The organism is Paracandidimonas soli, assembly GCF_004342005.1.
GTDB lineage: Bacteria > Pseudomonadota > Gammaproteobacteria > Burkholderiales > Burkholderiaceae_B > Paracandidimonas > Paracandidimonas soli.
Map to the genome: position 1 here is coordinate 84,439 of NZ_SMBX01000010.1, position 23,258 is coordinate 107,696.

A 23,258-nucleotide genomic window follows, 5' to 3' on the forward strand; every position below is an offset into this window, starting at 1 on the left:
CGCCGGCTTAGCTCAGTTGGTAGAGCAGCGCACTTGTAATGCGAAGGTCGTCAGTTCGATTCCGACAGTCGGCACCAAATTTTAGTTATAAATCAAGCTACTAGCGCCTCCTTGTCGGGAGGCGTTTCTTTTTCCGATTCCGGGATTGACCAAAAGTTGACCGTACCGGCATGGGCGGCGATGTGGCTCGGCGCCAGGTGTGCGTACTTCTGCACCATTTCGATCGTCTCCCAGCCGCCGAGGTCCTTGAGTACCATCAGCGGAGTGCTGGTGCCGGTCATGATGCCCTGGACATGCCAGCTCGCCCATGTGTGACGCAGGTCGTGCCAGTGAAAATCCGTGATGCCGACAGCTTCGCATGCTCTTGCGAACACGCGCCGGTCATGCTGGCCGATGCGCCTTCCGTCGCCGTTGTCCCGCGTGAATACCCATTTTGCGGGGCGTTTTAACCGGCGCTCGAACACCGCATAGGCATCATCGTTGAGCGGAACAGCGCGACCGCGCTTGGATTTTGCTGTATCGTGCGTCACCCATGTGTGTCGCTGGGCAAGCATGACTTGGCCAGGAGCTAGGCTGAACTGCTCCGTTTCGCGCATGCCGGTCATTACGGCAACAATCACCGCATCGCGCATCCAGGGAACGGTTATGGCGTCGACCATGGCCATAATTCGATGGGGTGGTTCCCATCGTATGCGGGCAACCGGCTCATCGAACCTGGGCAGCTTCGGTGCTCGATCCAGCCATTCCCACTCGACGCAGAGATTGAGCAGGCGCCGAATCGTGGCGATGTACTTATTTTTCGTGCCGTTGGCCAGCGTGTTGCACGGCTTACCTTTGATCACGCGGTGCGTAGGCAGGCCGTCGAGGATTTCGTTCGCTGTTAAAGAGCAAAGTTCGCGACCGGCGAATAGAGACCGCCAATACGCTACGTGCAGCTGCTTCGTTGCATAGTCACGTTGTCCTGCGCACAGCTTGAGGAAGCGAACGGCAGCCTCCTCGAAAATATAGTTGGGCTTATCGCCCAACATGCCTTGACGCCAGTACTGTGCTCTTAGGCGGTCGTGATATTCCTGGGCCTGGACTTTGTCTTTCGTCCGAGCAGAGCCTCTAACTCTTTCACCGCTTGGCGTGTAGAAGTCGACGTGATAGACGCCGGTTTTTTTATCTTTGCGGATTGGCATTCATCATCTCCACCGACCCGCAGCGATAGCCGGGTCACATTGTTCCTTGGTTTTGTGAGCTCCGCAAGTCGCGACGGCCATACTCGCCAGACCCTTGATCCTGGCAACTGAAATCCGATCTGTTTCCGTTTGGCGAATATGGTGCTGTATGACAGGCCTAGCTGCTCTGCGACCTCGCGTAGGCTGAGGGCTTTTTCGTCCATCGCTGCCTCCTCATCCCCCGGGTAACCGCCGGTTCAGCCAGCGCAGGGCTATCTCGCATGCGTCACGTGCCAGCATCAGCGGCCCCATGATCAGCACACGGGCCGCGATTCCGATGATCCATTTCGCGTTCAGTTTCATCGCTGCTCCTTCGCGGCAGCGCGGACTGCCTCTAGCAGCATGCGTTCAGCCTTTGCCCATTGGTGTTCATCCAGTACTGTCGCTAACCATGCGCCTAGATGGCGTAGTGGCTCTGGCGAACTGCCGATTGCCGCCTGAATTAACTGCTCGCTGGGCAGGGCGGGAGCGGTGTAGGCAAGCTCGATATGGCCGCCATACCATGCTGACCGTTCATTGGGTGCTGGCGCACCATCAATCCAATCGGTCAGCGGCCTCCCGTCACTATCGACAGTGCGCCATGCGGCAATGCGTGCCGGACGCTGCGCCTGGGCGGCGACGTTGTTCCGCTCGATTTTCCGGCCTGCGGTGATGCCGTCGTGCCAGGCATCCTGAATTTCAAGCTCTTTCTGGCTGCGTCCCTCGTCCAGCCCGGCATGCCATGCGGCTTGTTCTGCCGACGTGATTTGTTCGCTTGATTTGCCAGTCATAATGCCCCCGATGCATGTAGGATCCCTGCGATAAGAGCGGGGATGGTGATTACGAAAATGCAGATAAGTGCAGCCCATACCGTTCGTTTTTTGAGCTTCATGCCGCCGCCTCGATCTCGTTGTTTTGTTCTGTGGCCGTGGGTTCGGTCGCTCTGGTGGCGGGAGTGGGTACTAGGAAATCGTCGCGGGATTGGCCGCTTTCTTCTGCGGCTACAATCCAGCGCGGCGGCTTGCCACGGCCCGTCCAGGTATCTCCGGTTTCCGGGTGTTGGTAGCGGACGGCAGGTAGGTTTGTTTTTTTGGCTGCCGGTTTTTTTACAGGTGCTTTCTTGGCGGGTGCGGGCTGCATCTTGCGTTTGATGGCCTTGGGGTCAATCCCGTACCGCTCGCACGCCAGTAGCAGGTCGGTCGGCTTTGAGCCGTCAACCGAGTATTGGCTGACGTAGGTTTCCGGAGCGAGGGCGCAACTGAGCATCAACAGTGCGAGCTCGGCGGGTTCCATGCCGTCGATCTGCTGCTGCGCGGTATCGACTTCTCTGTTCGGCCATCCCCATAAATCGGCAACCGCAGGGCGCCAATCATGAGCGAGGTCGCGGTACATTTTTTGAGCGATCAGGCGCATTTCATCGACGGAAAGTGTCGTGCCGCCTTCGAGTTTGGTGCGTGCTGCCTGGTGTATCTGTGCAAGCAGTTGGCGGCGGTACTCGCGTTCCGCCTTGGCTTTTTTCATCTTCTCCCTCTCGGAAGCGGAAGAGGACGAGCTGGCGCGGCTGATCGTGATGCCTTTCGCTTTGAGCGCTTCCTTTGCCTTGTCTTCCGGGATGGCCTCGATCAGGTCGCCCTTGTGGGGGCATTCAATCAGGACGGTTTCCGGCATGTCTTTGCCCAGGACCTTCTTTAGGCTTTTATCGCTACCCATCCACCAGGGGGAGTCATTGGTTGGGATGTAGCCTTTCATGTCGCCGTATTGGTAGGGGCGGATCTTCTGCGCTTCTTTGCCGGTAATCACTTTTTTTCCGGACTCGACGGCAGCGGCGCGGATCCTGTCTCGATGCAATGTGACCTTTTGGTTGTAGCAAGTCGGGTCCGTGCATACGTCTGCACGGCTCACGTCGCTGAATAGATCCGGGTTCGCCCCGGTACGCTTCGGGCAGCTGGAACATGCGCCAGCTGCGGGGTGCAGTGTTTCGTCTGATGGCTTGAACGGGGCCTGGTCCAGGCGAGTCATGTAGTTGTCCTGGACATGGCGGGCGGCCTCGCGGTAGGACATGGGGCCGCTGTTTCCCCAACGGCCTTGCGTGACTTCTTTTAGTGCTTGCTCCTGCAGTGCCGGCACAGGAATGCGCGCCAGCAGCAGGGCGACGGAAGGACTGATTTTGTCTTCGTAAAATGCGGTGCGGGCTTTCGGCTGCAGGGCGCATAGCTTCAGACGTGCGTAGATAAAGGCGCGGCTTTTGCCAAGCTTTGCCGCTACCTGGTCAACGGAGTAATCGGGATCGTCTTTGTGCTGCGCCAGCAAGCTCTCGTAGCTTTCGGCTTCCTCCAGAGGATGAATGTCTTCACGTTGCAGGTTTTCGATGATCTGCATTTCGAGCATCTGCAGGTCGTCGACTGCGATGATGTTCGCGGGTATGTGCTCTAGTCCTGCGGCCACGCTGGCGCGCCAGCGACGCTCGCCGGCAATGATTTCGTACCATACCGTTCCATCAGGGTCTGTGCGTTCGCGCGCCAGAATAGGCTGCAGCACGCCGTGCGTTTTGATACTTTCCTTTAGCTCGTCCAGGCTCGCCTGATTGAATGTTTTGCGAGGATTGGTTTTTGATGGCCGGGTACTGGCTGTCAGGATCAATGGGTAGTTGCTTTCGCTCATGGTTATCTCCGATGGGTTTTTGATGTGGCGGCCCAGCAGCTGGGGCCGGTGTGCTTGAGTGCAGCCTCGTATGAGGCAAGGGATTCGGAGCGGTCAATGCCTTGCGTCTCGTGTTGACGGAGGCGGTGCAAATATCGGCTGCGCAGATACCGACCGGCGGATATATGTGTTGGCCAGACCACGTAGCCGAGGAAGGGGATGCCGGCGTTGGCCGGCGCCAGGCGTATCTTCTTGGGGTGCACGACAAGGCCCTCGGCGCTCAGGCGCTCGATGATCTTTTCCTTGGCCTCCAGCAGCTCGTCGCGTGACTTGGCGAGGAACACCATGTCGTCGACGTAACGGATATAGCAGCGCGCGCGTAGGTCCTGCTTTACCCAGTGATCTGTGTCGTTCAGGTAGATATTGGCGAACCATTGCGACAGCAGGCCGCCGATGGGCATGCCTTTGGCTTGGGTCAGTCGGTACGGGCTGTCTGGTGCAAACAGTTCGTCGAACAGGCCGTCTGTTTCGAACGACCTGATGAGAGAACTCAGCAGCTGCCTGATGTCGTGGTCGCCGATGTATCGCAGCGCACGTGGCAGTAGCTGTTCATGCTGGACGGAATAAAAATACTTCGATATATCCAGCTGCAGCGCATACTGCGCATGCTCGCGCCTGGCGAACTGGGCCAGGCGGTGGACGGCGGCATGCGTGCCTCGGCCTGGAATGTTGCCGTAGTTATCGTGGATGAATCTCGGCTGCCAGATCGGCAGCATGTACCGATACAACATCCAATGCACGATGCGGTCCTTCATTGGGGCATCGACAACATGCCGGAATTTCTTCTCCTGCACGGTGAATGTCTTGTATGGACCGAAGGTGTACCGTCGTTCCCTCAGCCTCTGCTGGATTGACACCAGGTAGCGGAGCGCGTCGTCATCGAACCGCTGGATTCTCGGATGACTGGCCTTGCCTCTGCGGGCGTAGAGCCAGCACTGGTAGAGGTTTTCCAGGCTGGTGATCCGGATGAAATCAGATTGCTGCCTGACTTCCGTTGCGGCGCCCGTAGGCCCCGCAACGGTTGCCAGATTGGCCGATGGCCGTGCTTTCGGGGATGGTTCCCCGGGAGAACTTCGACCAAGAATAAGCTTCCCGTGGGCATGCCCAGCGTCCAAGCGTGAAATTATTGGGTCAGCGGAACCCGACGTTGTCGTACTCGTTGTCGGGCCAGTCGTTGTCGAGGTTGAAGACGCCGGCGTTCTCGTGCGAGTTGAAGCAGCCCCCGCGTATGAGCGCGTTGCCAGACCTCCAAGAAGTTCCCCCTTGTGGGTCATTGTGCAGCCTCCTGGGCGTTGATGAGACCGCCCACGACTTGCCCAAGCCCCACGGATAAGGTGACTGCGCTTTCGAAGGAAATTTGCAGATTGTTTATCTTTGAGGCCTGCGTCAGGTGGTACTTGATGACATCGACATCGGCAGAGATATCGAGCAGAAGGGTGTACTTGTTGCGAGCCTTGCCGTAGGCAAAGACGTTGCGAATGATGCGGGCCAGGCAGGCGCGCAGGTTTTCGCCATATACGGCGCGGACGTCCCGTGGCATGCGGATGATCTTGTGCATCAGCAGCGTTTCGAGATCCAGCGCTTTGGTTTTCAGATCGAATTCCGACCCGCTTGGATTGGCCAGCAGCTTCTTCGTGGCGGCGACGTTGACGGAGTTGATCTGCTGCAGGTCCAGGATGACCTGGTGCACGATGTCGTCCGTGACTGCGCCCAGCACCGATGCATTGCCTTCATTCTTCTTTGATCCGTAGGTCTGATATCCGTCCTTCTGGTTGCCGAGGGCGACAACGTACGGGATATCGAATTCGTTCATGATCGACCACAGGCGGCGCTCGGCTCGGCCTGCGGGGAACCCTATGCGCAGATGCGGGGCGCTTGTCGTTCCGACCAGCTTGAGCTTGTATTTTTTCAGTACATGCAAGGCGTATGCCGTCTTGTCGAAACCATGCAGAAAGGTGCCGGCCTGGATGAGTACCAGGTGGCCGGGGTGTTGCTGCGCGATCTTGGCCGCGAGCTCGGCTAGCGGTTCGGCCTGGCCCAGGGCGACATCAATGCCGCGATACGCCGAAATGGCGTAGGTGGATTGCTCTTGTCCGGTTGGCTGTTTTGCTTTCATTGGGGTGCCTGCTGTATTAGGAGGGGGAGGGGACGCCGCTGCGCGGCGCCCGGGACCAGTGACCCGTTACCTGGGCTTGGTGCAGCGGAACCCGACGTTGGCGCACTCGAGGTCGGGCCAGACGACGACGAGGCAGAAGACGCCGGCGTACTCGAGCGAGTAGAAGCAGCCCCCGCGTATGAGCGCGCCGCCAGACCCGTCTGCGCCAGCCTTCGGGTACCAGCCCATGCCTTTTTCCAGACGTGGATATGGTGCTGTTGCGATGGATGGGGATCCGGCGATGAATGGCTTGTTGACCAGGCCGGTCTTGGGGTCGCCCTCGATGTCGGCCACGACCCACGAGAACAGGTGGCCGGCAACGTCATAGATCCGCTCGCCGGACGGCAGGACGAACCAGCGGCGCTCGTCGGGATCGCTGGGCTCGTAGTCGTTGGCCTGAGCAGCGAGCACGCTACCTTTGCGCAGGCCCTGGCGCAGGCTGCCTTCGCCTACGGCTCCGCCAGTCCAGTTTTCGGAGGTTTCGGCGATGAGCTGGGCGATGGCCAGGTACTGCAGGTTTGTGATCAGCTCGAAACCGGCCTGGTGGCAAGCTTCGCGGCTGTCGTAGAAATTGATGCGGGTCGTCGGCTTTTCGGTGGCCGAGATATAGGCTGCTCCGGTGTCATCCTTGCAGGCCAAGTACCGCGACACCAGGAAGGGCGCAACAATGACTTCGCTTCCGCGTAAGGTTGTTTCGGGGATCTCGACGAAAAGCGAGGTGTCGGTCGTTGTGGTTTGCATAGTGGTGTCCTATGGATAGTCGGGTGGGGTGGTAAATCGGATGCAGGCCCGGGCCGGGCTAGCCGAATGGGTTGTCATCATCAGGATCAACATGGCTGCCGCCGGCAGTGGCAGCTGCGTATGTGTTCTGAGTGGGTTGCTGGGCTGGCGCAGCGGTCCGCGGCTGCTGGCTGTCATCGCTGTCGCGACCGCCCAGCATTTGCATCTGATCGGCGATGACTTCGGTGATGTAGCGCTCCTGGCCGGTGTTCCTGTCTTGCCATTTGCGCGTCTTGAGGCGCCCCTCGACGTAGACCGAGCGGCCCTTGCGCAGGTACTCGCCAGCGATCTCGGCCAGGCGGTTGTGAAACACCACGCGATGCCATTCGGTATCCTCGCGGCGCTCGCCGGTCTTGCGGTCCTTCCAGGCGCTGGTGGTGGCAATGGAAATAGCGCAGATGGCAGCGCCGTCCGGGCTGTAGCGCACTTCGGGATTGCGGCCCAGGTTGCCGACCAGGATGACCTTGTTAACGGATGCCATATTCGGCCTCCGCCTCTTGCTGGTAGAACTCTTTGGCGAGCTCGTCGGTGGCCTGCTCCAGCTGGCCGAATGCATCCACGATTTGCGTTTCGTCGATCGCTGCATCCTTCGGACTGAGGGCGCGGGTCTGCGCCAGCGTGATCAGGCGACGCGCAGCGGCGAGCTGGCGCTTGATGGTGATGCGTGTGATCACCTGGTAGGCCGGCTTGGCGGCGGGGATTGATGGTTGAGGCATCACGATGTTTCCTTGTCGAGATCCCCGGCGCGTAGCCTCGCAAAGTCTGTCGTGCCGGCCATCGATAGCAGCCGGCGCGCCCATGCCAGCTCCCGCGAATCGGTTGATTGCGGGGCTGTTGTCGCGTCAGGGGTGTGGCGCTGCATGGCCTGGGCTGTGAGCCGCAGACAGCGAGCGATGGTTGGGTTTGCCAGCGCGTCGTCCAGGCTGAGGCGGCAGCCGGACGCAATGAGCGCCTGCTGCAGCTGTTGCCGGTCGATTTGCTGGGCGGCGGGCATGGTCAGAATCCAGCGGCGACGGCGACGTGCGTAAAGGCCACGGCCAGGGCAACGACTGCAATCACCATCAGCCAGGCGCAAGGCCATCCGCAGGACGGCTTATCGCTGCCTGGCGCATAGCCAGAGACGGGTTGCCGATAGCCTGTGATTGTGTGTGCCGGTCGGCTCTTGCGACGATCTTTCCTTCGTGCGAGCCAGCTTGCGGCGGCGATGGCGACGAGGGCTGTCAGGCCGCACGCCAGGATCGTGTTTGCAAACGTATGCACAGTCATAGTCATGGCTGGCCTCCGGGTTCAAGTGCCGCCAGCCTTGGTATGTGCTTGTATTTCATCTCGTCCTCCTGGGCCGCGTAATGCGGGGACGACGAAATATTACCTGTAGGTAAACACAATATCAATACCTGTAGGTAAACTTTTTTTCTTATGAGCAGGCCAAACTGCCGGGCGGCAAGTGGCACGAGATGTCTTTTTGTTGGGGGAATAGGGGTGGAGGGCTGTGTTTAAATCAAATGTAAATCAATTCTTAATTAGATACATTTAATCTAAAAAAACTCCGTCGGACCAAATCAGCTTGAGCTTAGTTGTCTCAGGCGGCTTGCTCTTTGCTTTTGGTCGGCAATGCGCCCGCGATGTATGCCTTAACCATGATGTCTAGCTCGTGTTTCTTGGTGTCATCGAGTCCATCGTATAGCTCATACGGGGCGGAGAATGGCCAGTTTCCAGAGGAGTTCATTCCATCAAACCAATAGTCCGGCTTCTTCAGTGACTCTTCAAACTCGCGGACCAGGTCTTCGCCCAGTTGTTTGGAGCCATTGAGAATGCGCGAAATGTAGTTCGCTGGCCTTCCTACTGCGTTGGCGATGGCAGCCTGTTTCCCGCCAAAGTCTTCATTCATGACTTGGCGAAACCTAACCAGGCGAATTGCGTAGATCCTTTCCATTTTCATTCTTGAATTTTTGCCCGGCTTTATCCTTGGGTAAATGCACTCAAGGTAAACAATTCTCTTGCCTAAAAAATTACCTACAGGTAAAGTACGCGGCATGAAGACCAATTCAATTACTCAACATCGTCGCGTAGAGCCGCTGCTTCGTTGGTTGCGCGAGACTCCAAAGGATGAGGCGAAGCGTAGGTGTGCTGAGCGTGGCACGTCTATCGGTTACTTGCGTCAAATTGCATACGGGTACAAGCAGGCGGGGCTCAATGGTGCGGAGATTGAGGCGATTACAGGTAATGCTGTGACTCGCCGTGACCTCCGGCCTGATGATTGGGAGCGGATCTGGCCGGAACTGGCCGGGAAAGTCGAGCCCCCGAAAGGGCCTGCCGAGGTCGACTATGTGTGATGTCTCAATGCAGTGTTCGAATCGGTTCGTCCAGCGGTGCATCCGATCGCAAGCAAACCTCTCGGAATACCGCCAGCACAGCAGTCTCGCTCGGGCGCTCCAGTGCATCAATCGACACCGCCATAGCTCCGCGCAGCAGGCGCGCGGTCGTAATCATCGCGGCCTTTTCCTCCGCCTCGGCTCCCCAGGTGTCGGCATCCTGCAGCCAGCGCTCCAGGCGTGGGCCGATGAGTTCGGAGTTGCTGTCGTCCATGATTTTCCCCCGATTGTTTTTTCAGATGACGCATTGTCCGCTGCGTGCGGCGTGCGCGCTATGTCAACGAGGACAAATAAATGACATCACATTGCTATCGGATGCGGGGCGTGTCGACTGCATGCTCCAGTCAGGGCGGTTCTTATCTTAGTGCCTTGGACCTTCGGGGGCTTGCTCGGGTGAGTTTTCCAGCCTTTCAAGTGCCGACTGCATTTTCTGTATCAGCTCACGAAGTTGAGCGGGGGTTAATGCGTAGTAGCGCCCCTCGTTTGCCTCTTCCGGCTTCTGGAGTGGGTGAGTAAGGAAATCAAATTTGATGGTTGCTAGGCCAAGTTTAGGTATTGGGCCAACGGCCCATCCTGCAACAGGAAACAAAGAAATATCGCTCATGGTCGGGTCCTTGTGAATGGTTTGAAGATATGGGAATCAGCATTCTGTCACAAGCGAGCCCGACCGCCAATTTGTGTAGGAAGGTGTATGTCGAACTTGAGAAATGTCCGTCAGCCAGCAGTATCTCTCGTATATATCGAGAACGGTTCTCGTTTGATTTTACCTAGCGGCCAGACCGCTAAGTTTGTTCGCTGGCGTGTCCGCCCTGTTAAGCGCGGCGATGCGGCCCAGGGGGAAGAGCGTGTGGCCGTCGTGCGTGTTGATGGCTTGCTTGAGGACACGGAGTTCTCCGTGTCATTTATGCGAGCAGTGACAGTGTTTGCCGGACCGGAGGTGTAAGTATGCCAACAATGACATTCGAACAGGCTGCGCTTGGTACGGCGGCTGACTATCCTGGCGGTGCTCGCGGCCTGGCGGCTGCTATCGGGATGAATGGCTCCGTCCTTGCGCACAAGGTCAGCCTGACTGATCGGGCAAACCAACTGACAGTTCCCCAAGCTCGCACAATCATGCTCGCTACCGGGGACTATCGCATGCTGCATGGGCTGGCGGGTGATCTCGATCATGTCTGCGTGCGCGTGACCGGACTTGGCGATAGTGAGTGTGTGGGGAAGTCGATATCAGAGACCGCCCGGGAGTTCGGCGAGTTTCTGACAGCCGTGACAGTAGCAGTTGCGGACGACGACGTGATCCCGAATGAGATGCGCCGCATCGACCGCGAGCTGACCGAGATGATTGCCGCCGCAAACCATCTGCGGGCATTGTGCGCAGCAATGGGGCGGCGGCGCGGAGGTCGTAAGTGACTGGTTACGCGATTTCCGTGTGTGGAGGGTTGTATGGCTAGACCGTTGGGCGAAATTGCGCGGGCGGCTCTGTCGCTGCTGGAGGAAGAGCAGTTGACGGCGCGGCAAATGGCGGAGCGCCTGCGGGTGCCTGAGCGCACGATTAAAGACACGTTCTACAACCTGAAGGCTACTGGCCGCGTTGGTGTTGTCGATCGGGAGAAAGGCAATGCTCGAAGGCCGGTGGCTGTTTATACCGCTCGGCAAGCGGATGCCTGCAGCTTGGAGGCGATATGGGGTTGACCCCTTTGCGATGTCGCCCTGGGCGTTTCAAGCCGCCCTGATCTGTTTCTGATTTTTCCTTCTGTTTTTCGTTGACCGGCGCGCCTGACTGATTGGCGTGCGGGACTTTTTTTGTCTGCAAAAAGGAGAGCGCATGAACGCGCGGCCACTATTTGCGGATGCCGGCACTGGCTCGCCTGATGCGCGTGAGCTGGTGGGTAAGTGCATCCCTACATTCGATGAGTTTTGGTCGGCCTGGCCCAAAAGGGAGGCTAAGAAAGACGCCCGGCGAGCCTGGGACAAGCTGCGACCGCAGGACAGGATCGCTGCACTGGCGGCAGTGCCGGCGCACATTGCGCGTTGGAAGCGTGAGGGGCGAGCTCGAAACCATATTCCCCATCCTGCGACCTGGCTGAATGGTGAGCGCTGGGAGGACGAGTTGGGCGAGATCTTTGCGCCAACGCAGCCGCAGCGCCCTGCACAATCGGGGCCGGCTTGGTGGACGTCTCACACGCTGATGGAACGCAAGGGCAGAGAGGTGGGCATAGGCCCGGCTCGGCCCGGCGAGTCATCCGACCAATACCGGGCGCGTATCCAGGCAGCGATCGAGGACCAGCAGCGCTACGCAGCAGCGAGCGGCTGACAGCGGGACGAGGGCTCCCGCGCACGTAACAGGGCCTGAATGGGCTGGCAGGAGCGAATACACAGGGTCGACCGTGTGACCCGATCACAACCACGGTACCGGTAAGCGCGTGAGCGCTAGGGGTGCAATTCCCCGAATAGTCCGGCGAGCTGGCCGTATCCACAGGCTCGGGGGCAGGCGGTATGCCTGAAGTGTGGATCCCGCGTAAGCGGGGCGGAAGGCCGGTCCTCCCTGCCTCCTGGCGCGTCATGGCGCTGGGGGGTAGGGGGGGCCTTTGGCGGAAGTAATCAACTGCTTTAAGAGGAGTAAATCAATGTCTCAACCCATTTTCGGCCAAAAACCGGCGAGACCGGCTGTGCAAAACTTTCGGCGGATCCCTGAAATCCAGCGTCGGCTCGACCTGTGGGCAGAGTGGCGGTTAAACCAGGGCGGCGGTGGAGGTGGCGGCGGCTCGGTCCTTGGCTATCTGGTGGATGTGGCTGCGGGGCGTCGGGTTGATGGTGACGCGGATAGCCCAAGGTCAATTGTCCCTGTCGATAGTATCGAGTGCTCGATCACTGATGATGCTGTGATGGCGCTGCCCGATGAACTACGCAAGGCGGTGAAGGCGTGGCATTGTGCATCGAGCGGGACGCTTGATGAGATTGCTCGGGAGCTGGGGGTGGTGCGCGGCACTCTGCATCGACGGTTGTGCCATGCGGATATTCGTATTCGGGAGTGGTTGCGGGCAAGGCGTAAGGCAGTTTCGTAACATTTAGAATTATGCGACATATACTGGATTGGCTAATATCTGGCATATTCCGGAGGTAGTCGCGTCAGGGGACGCGGCGACAAGGCCCGACAGCTCGCGTTGTTGGGCTTTTTTTATGGGTGCTCTATCGGGCTTAGTGCGGCATAATCCCCTTTGCTAATTTTTGGGGTGGAGCATGAAGAACCTGTATGCATTTGGTCTTGGCGCGGTTGCGGTACTGTGTGCTGCGAATGTGTCTGCCATGCAGCTGACGAAGGATCAGCTGGATAAGGGGGTAAAGCAGTACATCAAGGAGATCCCGCAGTGTGTTGCGCTTCAGGTCACGAGGGATCAGCAAGTTGGCAGGGCGTGGTTCTACGAGCTCAAGGGTAATGCCACAATTGAAATTGTGGCTCGGCTTGGTGATAGTTCGGTTGATTCAATTGAGGTTGTGAGCTCCGCTAAAAATGATGGTGCCATGCGAGACATGATGTGCGTGACGGTGGCATTGATGCGTGGCATCCAGCCTGAGTACATCACGGTGGACGAGGCCATCAAGGATGCGGCCCATTTATGGGAGAATGCGGCGCAGAAGCCATTCAAGAAGGCGTTTTTCTTCGATACCTTCACGGCTAAGCTGACGCCGCTGAGCTTGGTTGTTCAGTAAGAAAAGTAATTGATGTAGTGACAGGGCCTGGTAGCTTAGCTTACCGGGCCTTTTCTTTTGGTGCTGATTGTCCTTGGGGGGATTGCCCGCCGCTCTATTGCAGGGTGGCGGGTTTTTTTGTGGGTACGACATGGGGCTATTCGATGACCGGATGAGCGCGGCGCGGCGTGGTTATGACTCGCGCTGGCGGCGGGCGCGGGATCGCTATCTTGCGTTGCATCCGTTTTGCGTGGAATGCCGAAAGCGGGGCCGAGGGGTGTCCGCGACCGTGGTCGATCACATTACGCCGCCACGGATGGCCGAGGCCATTCGGTCAGGGGATGCGGCAAAGCTGAAGCTGGCGCGGGCGCTGTTCTGGGATCAGGGGAACTGGCAGTCGCTATGCAAGACATGCCATGACGGATTCAAGCAGCAGCTGGAGCGCAGCGGCGTGGTGCGTGGTTGTACGGCGGATGGCTTGCCGGTCGATCGGTCGCACCATTGGAACACGTGAGGCGTGTGGAAGCAGAGGCGGCGGGAGGGTCCAGCGGGTAGAGGCTGGCCCTCCCGAAATATAGGGGGGGGGTGGGTAAATCCCTGCAGGGGGTCGTCACTGAGACCGATCGCCTATAGCTCTGTGTTTCACCGGGAAAAATGGAGGGGGGGTATCCCCGATTGGTATGGCAGGCAATCAGAATTCAGGGCGGAAGGCTTTGCCTTCGGTAGTGCATTTGGTGCGTGGAAATCCCAGCAAGAAGGACCTGGGGGCAGACGTCGGCGGTATCGACTGGAGCCAAGTGCATGACGCTCCCGTCTGTCCTGCGCACCTGACGGAGTATGCACGGGAAGAGTGGGACCGGCTCGCGCCAGACCTCTTCATGATTGGCTTAATCAACAAGCTGGACCAGGGCGAGCTGGCCGTGTACTGCCAAGCGTACGGAGACTGGCGGCATGCGCGCGAAATGATGGCTGACCTCCAGCAGCGTCACAGTGATCAGATGCAGCGGCTGCAGATGGATGGTCGGCCCAGCGCTGGATTCGTGGATGTGACGCCCAGCGGATACAAGCAAATCAGTGTCTGGATGCAGATCGCAAATCGGGCGGAAGAGCGCATGCGTTCAGCGGGGTCGGCGTTTGGCCTGAACCCGTCGTCCAGGTCGAGGATTACCCTGCCTGCAGGATCGGGACAGGGTCAGCTGTTCCCGGGAGATGAAAGGGATGTCGCAAACCGATATTTCAGTTGATGAAGATCGCGCGACACTTTACGCCCGGGCTGTTTGCGAGGGGCGGGAGATTGCCGGCCCGCAGGTGCGCGATGCATGTGCGCGTCATCTGCGGGATCTGGAACATGGCGCTGAGCGCGGCTTGGTGTATGACCAGCAAGGCGCAGCCAGGGCAATCGGCTTCTTTGAGGATGTGCTGTGCTTGAACGGCGGGCGCTTTGAGGGAAAGCCGTTCAAGGTGCTGGGCTGGCAGGCGTTCGTCCTGGGCAGCCTGTTCGGCTGGAAGCATGAGGCCGATGGGCTGCGGCGGTTTCGTGTGGCATATATAGAGACAGCGAAGGGCAGCGGTAAGTCTCCCCTGGCGGCCGGAATCGGGTTGTACGGGTTAACGGCGGACGGAGAGCCGCGCGCCGAAATCTACTCTGGCGCCACGAAGAAGGACCAGGCGCAGATCCTGTTCCGGGATGCGGTTGCAATGGTCGACCAGTCGCCCCTACTGCGCCGGATGGTCGAGAAGAGCGGCGCGCCCGGCAAGGAATGGAATCTGGCGTTTCAGCGGACGGCCAGCTTTTTCCGGCCGATCAGTGCTGATGAAGGGCAGTCCGGCCCCAGGCCGCATATCGGGCTGCTGGATGAGATCCACGAGCATCGCAACGCGATGGTGGTAGAAATGATGCGCGCTGGCACGAAATCGCGTGACCAGGCGCTGATCTTCATGATCACGAACAGCGGTAGTGACCGGCGTGGCGTTTGCTACGACTACCACGAGTATTCCGAAAAAGTCGCTGCCGGCCAGCTTGAAGATGACAGCTTCTTCGGCTTTGTGTGCGGACTGGATGAGAGCGACGATCCGCTGAATGATGAGGCATGCTGGGCGAAGGCAAATCCCAGCCTGCAGGAGGCCGGCATACCAGGGTTGCGCTACCTGCGAGAGCAGGTAACGCAGGCTCGGGGGATCCCCGCAAAAGAGGCGCTGGTGAAGCGCCTTAATTTTTGTGTGTGGACGGAATCGTCGTCGCCCTGGATTACTGCCGATGTGTGGCTGGCCGCGCGTGAGGCGACCGAGATCCCGTGGGAGGCCTACTACGGTCGGCGCTGCTACGGTGGGCTGGACTTGTCGAGTACGCAGGATCTGACCTCACTGGTGCTGCTGTTTGAACCAGACGAGTCGGATCCGTACTGGCGGCTGAAGCCCTGGTTCTGGCTGCCGGGCGATGACCTGAAGCGCAAGGAAGACCTGGATCGTGTGCCGTATACGTTGTGGCGGAGTCGCGGTTATCTGGAGGCTCTGCCTGGCCGCGCCATAGATAAGCTGGCGATTCTTCGGCGGCTGTTGGAAATATCGGAAGTGGTCGACTTGGCCGGGCTGGCGTATGACCGTTGGCGGATCCAGGACTTGATCATGTTGGCGCAGGCCCAGGGCATTGAGCTGCCGCCGATGACGCCGTTTGGTCAGGGCTTCAAGGAAATGGCCCCGGCCCTGGATGTGTTTGAGCAGCTGCTGCTCAATGAACAACTGCGGCACGATGGAAATCCGGTCATGACCTGGTGTGCGTCCAACGCGGTAACGATGTCGGATCCGGCGGGAAACCGCAAAGTCAGCAAAGAGCGCGCGCGCGGTCGTGTGGACGGCATCGTGGCATCGATCATGGCGGCGGGCATGTCCGCGCCCATGCATTCGCAGCGGGAGTGGTCCCTACTGGAGTCGCTCAGCGACGATGACATATTGGTGATGTGATGAAAACTATCGTGCGCGATCTGGTGGCGTTGACTGGTGCTGGCTGCTTGGCGGCGGGGCTTTATCTGCAGTATGGCGCTGGTGTGGCGCTGATGACGATGGGCAGCCTGTTGCTTGGGCTGTCTGTGCTATCGGCTTGGCTTGGGGGGCGGTGATGTTGCTTGACTTGATGTTTGAGCGCCGCTCGCTGGAGAACCCCAACGTTCCGCTGACCGGCCAGAACCTGCAGGAGTACTTGCATGGCGATGGCCGTGGTGCGCAGGTGACGCCTACGGCTGGCTGGCGGCTGGCGGCGGTGTATTCGTGCATCTATGTCCTGGCGAGCTCGATTGCGCAGCTGCCCGTGGCGGTGTTGCGAAAGCAGGGAAACCGGATAGAGCCAGGCTCTGACCATCCCGCGCACTACCTGTTGCATGACGCTCCCAACGATTGGCAAACGTCATACAAGTGGCGCGAGACCATGATGGGGCATGTGCTTGGGTGGGGTAACGGGTACTCCCGCCTGTTGCGATCCCGCAGGGGGGAGCTGCTGGCTATCGATCGTCTGCTGCCTCAGGAAACGACGCTGGTAAAGATTGGTGGGCGATGGGTGTATGCATCGCTCAGTGATGGGGGGACGGCAATCGCGATTCCTCCTGAGGACATGCTGCACATCAGGGCGCTGGGCCGAGACGGCCGTATCGGAATCAGCCCGATCATGCAGAACGCCGAGGCGATAGGTCTGGGCCTGGCTGCGCAGCGCTACGGGAAACAGTTTTTCGATGGTGGAGGGCAGCCGACGGGTGTTCTTACCGTCAAGGGTGAGTTGGGTAAGGATGCTTGGGAGCGGCTGAAGGAATTCTGGAAGAAGGCTGTTGCGCGGCTGCGGTCTGAGGACAACAAAACGCTGCTGCTGCCGGCGGATCTGGATTTCAAGAAGCTGACCATCGAGCCAGAGGCGGCGCAGTTCATTGAGTCACGCAAGCTGAGCCGCTCGGAGATCGCCGGCCTGTTCAATGTTCCGGCGCACATGATCAATGACCTGGACAAGGCCACATTCTCGAATATCAGTGAACAAGCCATTCAGTTCGTCCGGCACACGATCATGCCCTGGGTCCAGAACTGGGAACAGGAGCTGAATCGGCGCATCTTTACCCGGTTCGAGCGTGAGGCAGGCTATTACATCAAGTTCAACCTGGGCGGTTTGCTGCGCGGTACAGCGAAAGAGCGTGCTGAGTTCTACCACTATGCGATCACGGATGGCTGGATGACGCGCAACGAGGTGCGTTTGTTCGAGGACATGAACCCGGTTGATGGGCTCGACGAGATGCTGATCAGCGTCAATGCGCGTCCCATCAGCCAACAGCAGGCACTGCCTGGCCCGACTGATCCACAGAACCAATAGGAGTTTCGATGAAAGACATCGAGAAACGCACGCTGGTCAGCCAGCCGTGTGAGCTTCGTGCTGCCAGCGACGGACAGCCCGCGACGATTGTTGGCTACGGCGCCGTCGTCAATGAGCGCAGCGCTCTGCTGTTTGGCAGCTTTTACGAAGAAATCGTACCCGGCGCGTTTGATGACGTGATGGGCGATGACGTGCGCGCCTTGTTCAACCATGACCGCAATTTCGTGCTGGGCCGCACGCGCAGCGGCACGCTGCAGCTATCGCTTGATAGCCGCGGCCTGGCGTACACCATCACGCCGCCCGATACCCAGATGGTGCGAGATCTGGTGCTCACGCCTCTGGCGCGAGGTGATGTGACCGGCAGCAGCTTCGCCTTTCGTGTGGCTGATGACGGTGACGAGTGGCGGCGAGAGGGGGACTTCGTTGTGCGCACCATTCATCGCATAGCGGAGCTGCGCGATGTGTCTCCAGTGACCTATCCAGCGTATGACGGCGCTCATGCCGCTCAGCGCTCGCTTGATGCCTGGCAGCAGGCGGAGGGGCAGCGTATGGCCTCAAAAGCTGTAACTGAGCGTCGCGCCCGCGAACGCTTTCTTGATCTTCTCAACCTGTGAGGAAAAAAACCATGACTTTGGCAGAACTGCAACAAAAGCGTGCGCGGCTTGCAACGGAAATGCGCACTTATCACGACGCCCAGGGCGATGCCGATTGGGGCGATGAACAGCGCTCGAAGTGGGCCGCCATGCGGGCCGATATCAAAAAGCTGGATGACCAGATCGAGCGAGAGCAAGAACTGCGGGACCAGGAGCAGCGTCACGTTGAAGACAACGCCGATGACATTGCTGGTCGTGCTGCTGCAGCTGGCGGCGAGCTGTCCGAGGACGAGCAGCGCGCTCAGGCGTTCGGCGCGTTCCTGAGTGGTGGCATGGCCTCGCTGACATCGGAGCAGCGCGCACTGGCGCGGCAGGACGAGCAACGTGCGCAGGCAGCTGGCGTCAATGACAAGGGGGGCTATACGGTACCGCCATCGTTCATTGCTCAGGTGCATGAGTTGATGGCTGCCTATGGCGGCATTGCGAGCGTGGCCCGTGTCCTGGTAACTGATAAAGGCAATGCTATCGAGTGGCCAACCAGTGATGGGGCCACCGAAGAAGGCGAGCTGGTTGGGGAGAACACTGAGACAGGCGAGGCGGATGTGACCTTCGGCATGGACTCGCTGGGTGCGCATAAGGTCTCGTCCAAGATCATTCGCGTCTCGAATGAGTTGCTGACGGACACTGCGGTCAACATGGAACAGTTCCTGGCGGGCCGCGTTGCCAGTCGCATCGGTCGCACAGAGGCGCGACTGATTGTTCAGGGTACGGGTGCCGGTACGCCTCGTCAGCCTAAGGGGCTGGCGGCCTCGGCTGATATCGGCAAGGTGACGGCGTCGGCGACTGCCTTCACCTGGAAGGAGGTGAATGGACTCATCCATTCGATTGATCCGGCATATCGTATGGCGCCGAAGTTTCGCCTGGCGTTCAACGATGCCACGCTGCAGCTGCTGGAGGAAATGGAAGATGGTCAGGGGCGCCCGCTCTGGTTGCCTGGTGTTGCCAATGGTCCGCCTGCCACGATTCTGAACCGTCAATACGTGATCGATCAGGCGATTGCAGATATCGGTGCAGGCAACAAATTCATGTTTGCTGGCGACTTCGACCAGTTCGTGATTCGTCGTGTCCGCTACATGGTTCTGCGCCGCCTGACCGAGCGTTATGCTGAGTTCGATCAGACTGCCTTCCTGGCGTTCCATCGCTTCGGCTGCGTGCTGCAGGACATGAGCGCGATTCGCGCACTGCAGGGTAAGCCTGCTGGTGGTGGCTGATGATTTCTCTCGATCTGATCCGGGAGCACTGCCGGGCAGATCCGGAGGATGTGAGCGAGGGATTGCTCACATCCTATCGAGACGCGGCGGTCCGGCTATTTGAACGGCGTACAGGTCGTGTGCTTGTTGTGGATGTTTCCTCAGGCGCATCGGCAAACGCCCTGAAAGTCGAAGGAGATGTGCTGGTGGCGCTGCTGATGTTGATTGACCACTGGGTTTCCCATAAGGGCGTGGCGACCGATGTTCAGCTGATGGAAGTGCCAATGGGGGCGAAGCAGGTCATGGATCTGTACCGCTCGTTCTTCGAGTAGGCGGCATATGAAATCAAGAAGCGGTGTTTCGTTTCCGTTCCCTGAGTCGGGTGAGCTGGATCGCAAGGTGTTGATCCGGCTGCGCTCTGACCGTCCGTCGGGATATGCCTCGCTGGTCGCAGAGTACCCGGATAACGTGCGCCGTTGGGCCAGCTTGAGGCCGGTCGGGACGGCGGTTTGGTCGGCATCCGTGCAGACGGATGAGAGGGTGACGCATCGCTGCATCGTTCGCTACATGCAGGGGATTACCACGGATCATGAGGTGGTAAGCCGGGGGCGTTTGTATGCGGTTCGGCGATGCGCCGATCTTCAGGGTGCTGGGGAATTCCTTGTGATGGATGTGGAAGAAATCGGGGATGCGGAGGTTCTGACATGAGCGGACTGGATGCAAGGATGGAGCTTGAGGGCTTCAACAACATCCCTCGTCGGCTATTCAAGCGAGGGCCTTTGCGTCGGGCGTTTCGTCGATCAGGGCAGGTCGTGGCGAAGGAGGCGCGCAAGCGGATTTCGGCGCGTGGCCCAGGGGTTGGTGAATATCCGCTCAAGCGCTCCGGTCGGCTGCAAAAGTCGATCAAGGTGCGCGTCAGCAAGGCTGGCCTGCTGGTCAAGGTGTTCCACGAAAAGCGCCAGGACATGAAGGATTTCTACCCGGCTTTTCTGCACTACGGTACATCCCGAGGCCTTGCGTCAAGGGGGAACTGGATAGCGGACGCTCTGCGTAGTAAAGAGGCTGAAGTGCGTCGGACGTTGACGCAGGGCATGGATGAGGCGCTGTCATGAGGATCTCTGATGTGGTGGCGCATCTGCGCCAGTATTGCCCCTCGTTCGGGGAGCGTGTGGGCGTCGCTTTGAATTTCCAGCCTGAGCGCGGCCAGGTCAAGTTGCAGACGCCGGCGGCGGTGGTCTTCCCGGCAGGGGACGAGGCGGAGCCCAGCACGGCGCAGAACGCGACAGTGCAGCCGGTTGTTGACCAATTTGCGGTTGTGTTGATCCTGAGCACGGCGGATCCTCGGCGTGGAGAGCATACGGCTGATCTGCTGCATTTGTTGCGTGCGGAGGTCTGGCGTGCATTGATTGGCTGGACGCCTGGCGCTGGGTATGAGCCTATCGAATACCTGAGTGGAGAGGTGACGGAGATGGATCGGAGCGTGACGTATTACACGCTCCTGTTTTCTGCGGAACTGACTGTGGGGCATTACCAGGGTACGGGCGATGGGCGAGAGCCGGAAACCTGGCAGGAATACGAGCTGGCCGGCTTGCCTGTGCTGGAAGCCTTGGATGCGGAGGTGGACGTGATTGATCCGATCGCGGATCCAAATCTGCAAAAGCCCGGCCCGGATGGACGGGTGGAATTTCAACTGGGAGTGAGTGAATGAAAACGATGCGAGTGCGGCCTGTTTCTGGCCGTATGGTGCCGGATCCGGATCGAGGTGATGTATTGCCCGAAGGGGGCCGGGTGGTGCCTAAGAGCCAGTGGTGGATGCGGCGTCTGGGTGATGGCGATGTTGTCGAGGTCCCGGAGCGGGCGATGAGCCAGGCGCCGGTAGCCAATAAAAAGGGGGCTGATTGATGTCAGTGAGCATGAGCCAAATTCCCGCTGATCTGCGGGTTCCACTCTTCTATGCGGAGATGGACAATTCCCAGGCAAACAGCGGCGCAACTCAGTTGCGCCGTTTGCTTATTGGCCTGGTCAATGATGACGTGACAGCGCCTACGGAACTGGTTCTGGCGGCAACGTCCTCGGAGGTTGCGGCGCTGGCCGGTGCGGGATCGGTCCTGCACGATATGCATGTTGCGCATCGGCGCAATGACCCGATGGGCGAAACCTGGGTGCTGCCGGTCAAGATCGAGGCCGGCGCCAAGGCCAGCGGCACGATCTCATTCACGGGTTCGGCTACGGCTTCCGGGGTGGTGTCGGTCTATGTGGGTAACGTGCGCGTGACGGCGGCTGTGTCCTCCGGGCAGGCGGCGGCTGATGTCGGTGAGGCGGTCGCGCAGGCGGTCAATGCGGCTGTGTTGCCGGCGACGGCTGTGTCAGCTGAGGGTGTGGTGACGGTCACGGCCAAATTCAGCGGACTGCTGGGCAACGATCTGCGGCTGGGTATCAACCTGCGCGGATCCGCCGGCGGGGAGCATTTGCCGACAGGGCTGGGGGTGACGGTTACGGCGATGACCGGCGGCGCGGGGACGCCCGATCTGGACGCTGCGCTGGCCGTGGTCGGTGATGAGCCATTCGAGTTCATCACGCATCCCTTCTCGGATTCGGCGTCGCTGGAGTCCCTGCGGTCGGTCATGGATGACACTACGGGCCGCTGGTCCTGGCTGCGTATGCTGTATGGCCACGTCTATAGCGCCCGCAGGGGAACCCTGGGCGAGCTGGTTGCGTTCGGTCGCGGCGGTACCAATGATCAGCACGGTACGGTTGCTGCGCTGGAGCCGCTGTCTCCTACGCCGGTCTGGAAGTTCGCGGCAGAGTACGGTGCTCGAACGGCGGTGTTCATCTCTGCGGATCCTGCGCGACCAACGCAAACCGGGGCGCTGTCTGGCGTTATGCCAGCGCCGGAAGGGCAGCGTTTTGGCATCCTGGAAAGCAATTCGCTGCTCTGGGCTGGCGTGGCGACAAGCTATTACGAAGGCGGCTATGTGCGTATTGGGCGGGCAGTGACGCTTTATCTGCAGAATACGTTCGGCCAGCCAGACGACAGCTATCTGGACAGCGAAACGATGCATCAGTCTGCGGCAATCCTGCGCAGGCTGCAGTCGTTGATCACCAGCAAGTTCGCCAGGCACAAGCTGGCTAATGATGGCACGCGGTTCGGTGCTGGGCAGGCCATCGTTACGCCCAAGACAATTCGCAATGAGCTGATCGCCGAGTACTCGCGCATGGAGCGCGAGGGACTGGTCGAGAACACGGATGTGTTTGCGCGGTACCTGATTGTCGAGCGTGATGAGGGGAATCCGAATCGCGTAAACGTCCTGTTCCCGCCCGACTATGTGAACCAGCTGCGCATCGTCGCGGTACGTAACGAGTTCCGGTTGCAGTATCCGGTAGCGGCGTAAGCCTCTTCAATGTCATGGGCAAGGCTCGTCGTTTGGCGGGCCATTTTTTTTGGAGCTGACTATGGGTCAAAAAGTGGCCGGGACCGTCTATTTCAAGGTGGACGGTCGGCAACTCACGGTAACGGGCGAGGCGGAAGCGCCTGTGGGCGATGTGACGCGGGACACCATCGCGCCGGGCTACTTCTCGGAGGTCGACCGCGTTCCGTATCTCAAGGTGTCCGCAGTGCATACGCCAGATTTCCCGCTGGATGAAATCACGCAAGGCACGGACATGACGGTGCAGTGTGATTTCAAGAACGGCAAGAGCTACGTGCTGTCGGGCGCGTATCTGGTCGGTGAGACGACATCGACGGGGGATGACGGCAAGGTCGCGCTGGAGTTTCACGGTAACGAAGGAAGGTGGGTGCAATGAGCGAAAAACGGACGTTTGTGCTGTCGAGGCCGATCCGGGCCTTCGGTGAGGAGGTGGCGGTGCTGGAGGTGCGCCCGGCGACCACGGCGGATGCTCGGGCTGTTGGGACGCTGCCGTACACCATCAGGCCGGATGAGTCGGTGGCGCTGGATCTGGCCGCGTGTGCAAAGTACGTCAGCCGTCTGGCAGGTGTTCCTGGCTCTTCTGTGGATCAGCTGTCGATCACTGATTTCAATCAATTGTCCTGGGATGTCGCTAAGGATTTTTTGGGGCAGGGTTCAGGCGACTCGACGAACTGATCGATTTTGCCTGTTCAGCCGCTTACTTCTGGCGGCTGGATCCCATCTGCGTGATGGAGCGTAGTGTGGCTGAT

35 protein-coding genes and 1 tRNA gene are annotated in these 23,258 nt (G+C 59.4%); 22 read left to right on the forward strand and 14 right to left on the reverse strand.

Annotated features, from left to right (window positions below; all coding sequences use genetic code 11):
- Window position 1: 1 nt before the first annotated feature.
- Window positions 2-77, forward strand: a tRNA-Thr gene (locus EV686_RS15995).
- Between the two features lie 15 nt (window positions 78-92).
- Here the strand turns inward: EV686_RS15995 and EV686_RS16000 are convergent.
- The 12 genes from EV686_RS16000 to EV686_RS16050 all read right to left on the reverse strand — a co-directional run bounded on the left by EV686_RS16000 (window position 93) and on the right by EV686_RS16050 (window position 8,869).
- Window positions 93-1,181, reverse strand: a complete 1,089-nt coding sequence (locus tag EV686_RS16000; protein ID WP_132477957.1) for a site-specific integrase — start codon at window positions 1,179-1,181, stop codon at window positions 93-95.
- A 213-nt stretch (window positions 1,182-1,394) separates the two neighbouring features.
- Window positions 1,395-1,523: a hypothetical protein gene (locus tag EV686_RS19030; RefSeq protein WP_279389491.1), complete on the reverse strand. Its 129-nt coding sequence runs from the start codon at window positions 1,521-1,523 to the stop codon at window positions 1,395-1,397.
- The gene (locus tag EV686_RS16005; RefSeq protein WP_132477958.1) at window positions 1,520-1,990 is read right to left on the reverse strand and encodes a hypothetical protein; all 471 of its coding nucleotides are present in this window, start codon (window positions 1,988-1,990) and stop codon (window positions 1,520-1,522) included. The genes EV686_RS19030 and EV686_RS16005 overlap by 4 nt, the downstream gene beginning before the upstream one ends.
- A 97-nt stretch (window positions 1,991-2,087) precedes the next feature.
- On the reverse strand, window positions 2,088-3,860 hold the full coding sequence (locus EV686_RS16010) for a ParB/RepB/Spo0J family partition protein (RefSeq protein ID WP_132477959.1): 1,773 nt from the start codon (window positions 3,858-3,860) through the stop codon (window positions 2,088-2,090).
- Window positions 3,861-3,862: 2 nt separating this feature from the next.
- Window positions 3,863-5,173, reverse strand: a complete 1,311-nt coding sequence (locus EV686_RS19035) for a reverse transcriptase/maturase family protein (protein ID WP_279389492.1) — start codon at window positions 5,171-5,173, stop codon at window positions 3,863-3,865.
- A complete protein-coding gene (locus EV686_RS16020) occupies window positions 5,170-6,015 on the reverse strand; it encodes a four helix bundle protein (RefSeq protein WP_132477960.1) in 846 nt (281 codons plus the stop codon). The genes EV686_RS19035 and EV686_RS16020 overlap by 4 nt, the downstream gene beginning before the upstream one ends.
- A gap of 66 nt (window positions 6,016-6,081) precedes the next feature.
- On the reverse strand, window positions 6,082-6,795 hold the full coding sequence (locus tag EV686_RS16025; protein WP_132477961.1) for a hypothetical protein: 714 nt from the start codon (window positions 6,793-6,795) through the stop codon (window positions 6,082-6,084).
- 58 nt (window positions 6,796-6,853) lie between these two features.
- The gene (ssb, locus tag EV686_RS16030) at window positions 6,854-7,315 is read right to left on the reverse strand and encodes a single-stranded DNA-binding protein (RefSeq protein ID WP_132477962.1); all 462 of its coding nucleotides are present in this window, start codon (window positions 7,313-7,315) and stop codon (window positions 6,854-6,856) included.
- Entirely contained in the window at window positions 7,302-7,550 is a 249-nt protein-coding gene (locus tag EV686_RS16035) for a hypothetical protein (RefSeq protein WP_132477963.1), read from the reverse strand. Before EV686_RS16035 ends, ssb begins: the two co-directional genes overlap by 14 nt.
- Window positions 7,550-7,828, reverse strand: coding sequence for a hypothetical protein (locus EV686_RS16040; RefSeq protein WP_132477964.1), 279 nt, complete (start codon window positions 7,826-7,828; stop codon window positions 7,550-7,552). The genes EV686_RS16035 and EV686_RS16040 overlap by 1 nt, the downstream gene beginning before the upstream one ends.
- A 2-nt stretch (window positions 7,829-7,830) precedes the next feature.
- On the reverse strand, window positions 7,831-8,106 hold the full coding sequence (locus EV686_RS16045; RefSeq protein WP_132477965.1) for a hypothetical protein: 276 nt from the start codon (window positions 8,104-8,106) through the stop codon (window positions 7,831-7,833).
- A 307-nt stretch (window positions 8,107-8,413) separates the two neighbouring features.
- Complete coding sequence (locus tag EV686_RS16050; protein WP_132477966.1) at window positions 8,414-8,869, reverse strand: hypothetical protein; 456 nt, start codon at window positions 8,867-8,869, stop codon at window positions 8,414-8,416.
- Between EV686_RS16050 and EV686_RS16055 the strand changes: the two genes are divergently transcribed.
- Window positions 8,868-9,167, forward strand: a complete 300-nt coding sequence (locus EV686_RS16055) for a helix-turn-helix domain-containing protein (protein ID WP_132477967.1) — start codon at window positions 8,868-8,870, stop codon at window positions 9,165-9,167. The genes EV686_RS16050 and EV686_RS16055 overlap by 2 nt on opposite strands.
- 4 nt (window positions 9,168-9,171) lie before the next feature.
- Here EV686_RS16055 and EV686_RS16060 read toward each other — a convergent pair whose 3' ends face one another.
- Window positions 9,172-9,420 (reverse strand): hypothetical protein, encoded by a 249-nt coding sequence (locus tag EV686_RS16060; protein ID WP_132477968.1) that lies wholly within the window; start codon window positions 9,418-9,420, stop codon window positions 9,172-9,174.
- Between the two features lie 147 nt (window positions 9,421-9,567).
- Window positions 9,568-9,810 (reverse strand): hypothetical protein, encoded by a 243-nt coding sequence (locus EV686_RS16065; protein ID WP_132477969.1) that lies wholly within the window; start codon window positions 9,808-9,810, stop codon window positions 9,568-9,570.
- A gap of 350 nt (window positions 9,811-10,160) precedes the next feature.
- Here EV686_RS16065 and EV686_RS16070 point away from each other — a divergent pair, with 350 nt between their 5' ends.
- The 20 genes from EV686_RS16070 to EV686_RS16160 all read left to right on the forward strand — a co-directional run bounded on the left by EV686_RS16070 (window position 10,161) and on the right by EV686_RS16160 (window position 23,184).
- Window positions 10,161-10,613, forward strand: coding sequence for a phage regulatory CII family protein (locus EV686_RS16070; protein WP_165972650.1), 453 nt, complete (start codon window positions 10,161-10,163; stop codon window positions 10,611-10,613).
- Between the two features lie 33 nt (window positions 10,614-10,646).
- Window positions 10,647-10,895: a helix-turn-helix domain-containing protein gene (locus EV686_RS16075; protein ID WP_132477971.1), complete on the forward strand. Its 249-nt coding sequence runs from the start codon at window positions 10,647-10,649 to the stop codon at window positions 10,893-10,895.
- 133 nt (window positions 10,896-11,028) lie between these two features.
- On the forward strand, window positions 11,029-11,517 hold the full coding sequence (locus EV686_RS16080; RefSeq protein WP_132477972.1) for a hypothetical protein: 489 nt from the start codon (window positions 11,029-11,031) through the stop codon (window positions 11,515-11,517).
- Between the two features lie 313 nt (window positions 11,518-11,830).
- On the forward strand, window positions 11,831-12,268 hold the full coding sequence (locus EV686_RS16085; protein ID WP_132477973.1) for a hypothetical protein: 438 nt from the start codon (window positions 11,831-11,833) through the stop codon (window positions 12,266-12,268).
- Between the two features lie 175 nt (window positions 12,269-12,443).
- Window positions 12,444-12,914, forward strand: coding sequence for a hypothetical protein (locus EV686_RS16090; protein WP_132477974.1), 471 nt, complete (start codon window positions 12,444-12,446; stop codon window positions 12,912-12,914).
- A 130-nt stretch (window positions 12,915-13,044) separates the two neighbouring features.
- Entirely contained in the window at window positions 13,045-13,407 is a 363-nt protein-coding gene (locus EV686_RS16095) for an HNH endonuclease signature motif containing protein (RefSeq protein WP_207901834.1), read from the forward strand.
- A gap of 166 nt (window positions 13,408-13,573) precedes the next feature.
- Window positions 13,574-14,137 (forward strand): phage terminase small subunit P27 family, encoded by a 564-nt coding sequence (locus EV686_RS16100; protein WP_132477975.1) that lies wholly within the window; start codon window positions 13,574-13,576, stop codon window positions 14,135-14,137.
- A complete protein-coding gene (locus tag EV686_RS16105) occupies window positions 14,112-15,854 on the forward strand; it encodes a terminase large subunit (protein ID WP_132477976.1) in 1,743 nt (580 codons plus the stop codon). The genes EV686_RS16100 and EV686_RS16105 overlap by 26 nt, the downstream gene beginning before the upstream one ends.
- Entirely contained in the window at window positions 15,854-16,009 is a 156-nt protein-coding gene (locus EV686_RS18665; RefSeq protein WP_165972651.1) for a hypothetical protein, read from the forward strand. The genes EV686_RS16105 and EV686_RS18665 overlap by 1 nt, the downstream gene beginning before the upstream one ends.
- Window positions 16,009-17,238 (forward strand): phage portal protein, encoded by a 1,230-nt coding sequence (locus EV686_RS16110; RefSeq protein WP_132477977.1) that lies wholly within the window; start codon window positions 16,009-16,011, stop codon window positions 17,236-17,238. Before EV686_RS18665 ends, EV686_RS16110 begins: the two co-directional genes overlap by 1 nt.
- A gap of 8 nt (window positions 17,239-17,246) precedes the next feature.
- Window positions 17,247-17,852, forward strand: coding sequence for an HK97 family phage prohead protease (locus EV686_RS16115; RefSeq protein WP_132477978.1), 606 nt, complete (start codon window positions 17,247-17,249; stop codon window positions 17,850-17,852).
- An 11-nt stretch (window positions 17,853-17,863) separates the two neighbouring features.
- Window positions 17,864-19,102, forward strand: coding sequence for a phage major capsid protein (locus EV686_RS16120; RefSeq protein WP_132477979.1), 1,239 nt, complete (start codon window positions 17,864-17,866; stop codon window positions 19,100-19,102).
- Window positions 19,102-19,413, forward strand: a complete 312-nt coding sequence (locus EV686_RS16125) for a head-tail connector protein (RefSeq protein ID WP_132477980.1) — start codon at window positions 19,102-19,104, stop codon at window positions 19,411-19,413. The genes EV686_RS16120 and EV686_RS16125 overlap by 1 nt, the downstream gene beginning before the upstream one ends.
- Before the next feature lie 7 nt (window positions 19,414-19,420).
- On the forward strand, window positions 19,421-19,789 hold the full coding sequence (locus tag EV686_RS16130; RefSeq protein ID WP_132477981.1) for a head-tail adaptor protein: 369 nt from the start codon (window positions 19,421-19,423) through the stop codon (window positions 19,787-19,789).
- Window positions 19,786-20,193, forward strand: a complete 408-nt coding sequence (locus tag EV686_RS16135) for a hypothetical protein (RefSeq protein ID WP_132477982.1) — start codon at window positions 19,786-19,788, stop codon at window positions 20,191-20,193. The genes EV686_RS16130 and EV686_RS16135 overlap by 4 nt, the downstream gene beginning before the upstream one ends.
- Window positions 20,190-20,789 (forward strand): phage tail terminator protein, encoded by a 600-nt coding sequence (locus EV686_RS16140; RefSeq protein ID WP_132477983.1) that lies wholly within the window; start codon window positions 20,190-20,192, stop codon window positions 20,787-20,789. Before EV686_RS16135 ends, EV686_RS16140 begins: the two co-directional genes overlap by 4 nt.
- A complete protein-coding gene (locus tag EV686_RS16145) occupies window positions 20,786-20,983 on the forward strand; it encodes a DUF2635 domain-containing protein (RefSeq protein ID WP_132477984.1) in 198 nt (65 codons plus the stop codon). The genes EV686_RS16140 and EV686_RS16145 overlap by 4 nt, the downstream gene beginning before the upstream one ends.
- 11 nt (window positions 20,984-20,994) lie before the next feature.
- The gene (locus EV686_RS16150) at window positions 20,995-22,473 is read left to right on the forward strand and encodes a phage tail sheath subtilisin-like domain-containing protein (RefSeq protein WP_243650921.1); all 1,479 of its coding nucleotides are present in this window, start codon (window positions 20,995-20,997) and stop codon (window positions 22,471-22,473) included.
- A 61-nt stretch (window positions 22,474-22,534) separates the two neighbouring features.
- Window positions 22,535-22,885 carry a phage tail tube protein gene (locus EV686_RS16155; RefSeq protein ID WP_132477986.1) on the forward strand — a complete coding sequence of 117 codons (351 nt, stop codon included), beginning with the start codon at window positions 22,535-22,537 and terminating at the stop codon, window positions 22,883-22,885.
- Window positions 22,882-23,184, forward strand: a complete 303-nt coding sequence (locus EV686_RS16160; RefSeq protein ID WP_132477987.1) for a phage tail assembly protein — start codon at window positions 22,882-22,884, stop codon at window positions 23,182-23,184. The genes EV686_RS16155 and EV686_RS16160 overlap by 4 nt, the downstream gene beginning before the upstream one ends.
- Window positions 23,185-23,258 lie beyond the last annotated feature (74 nt).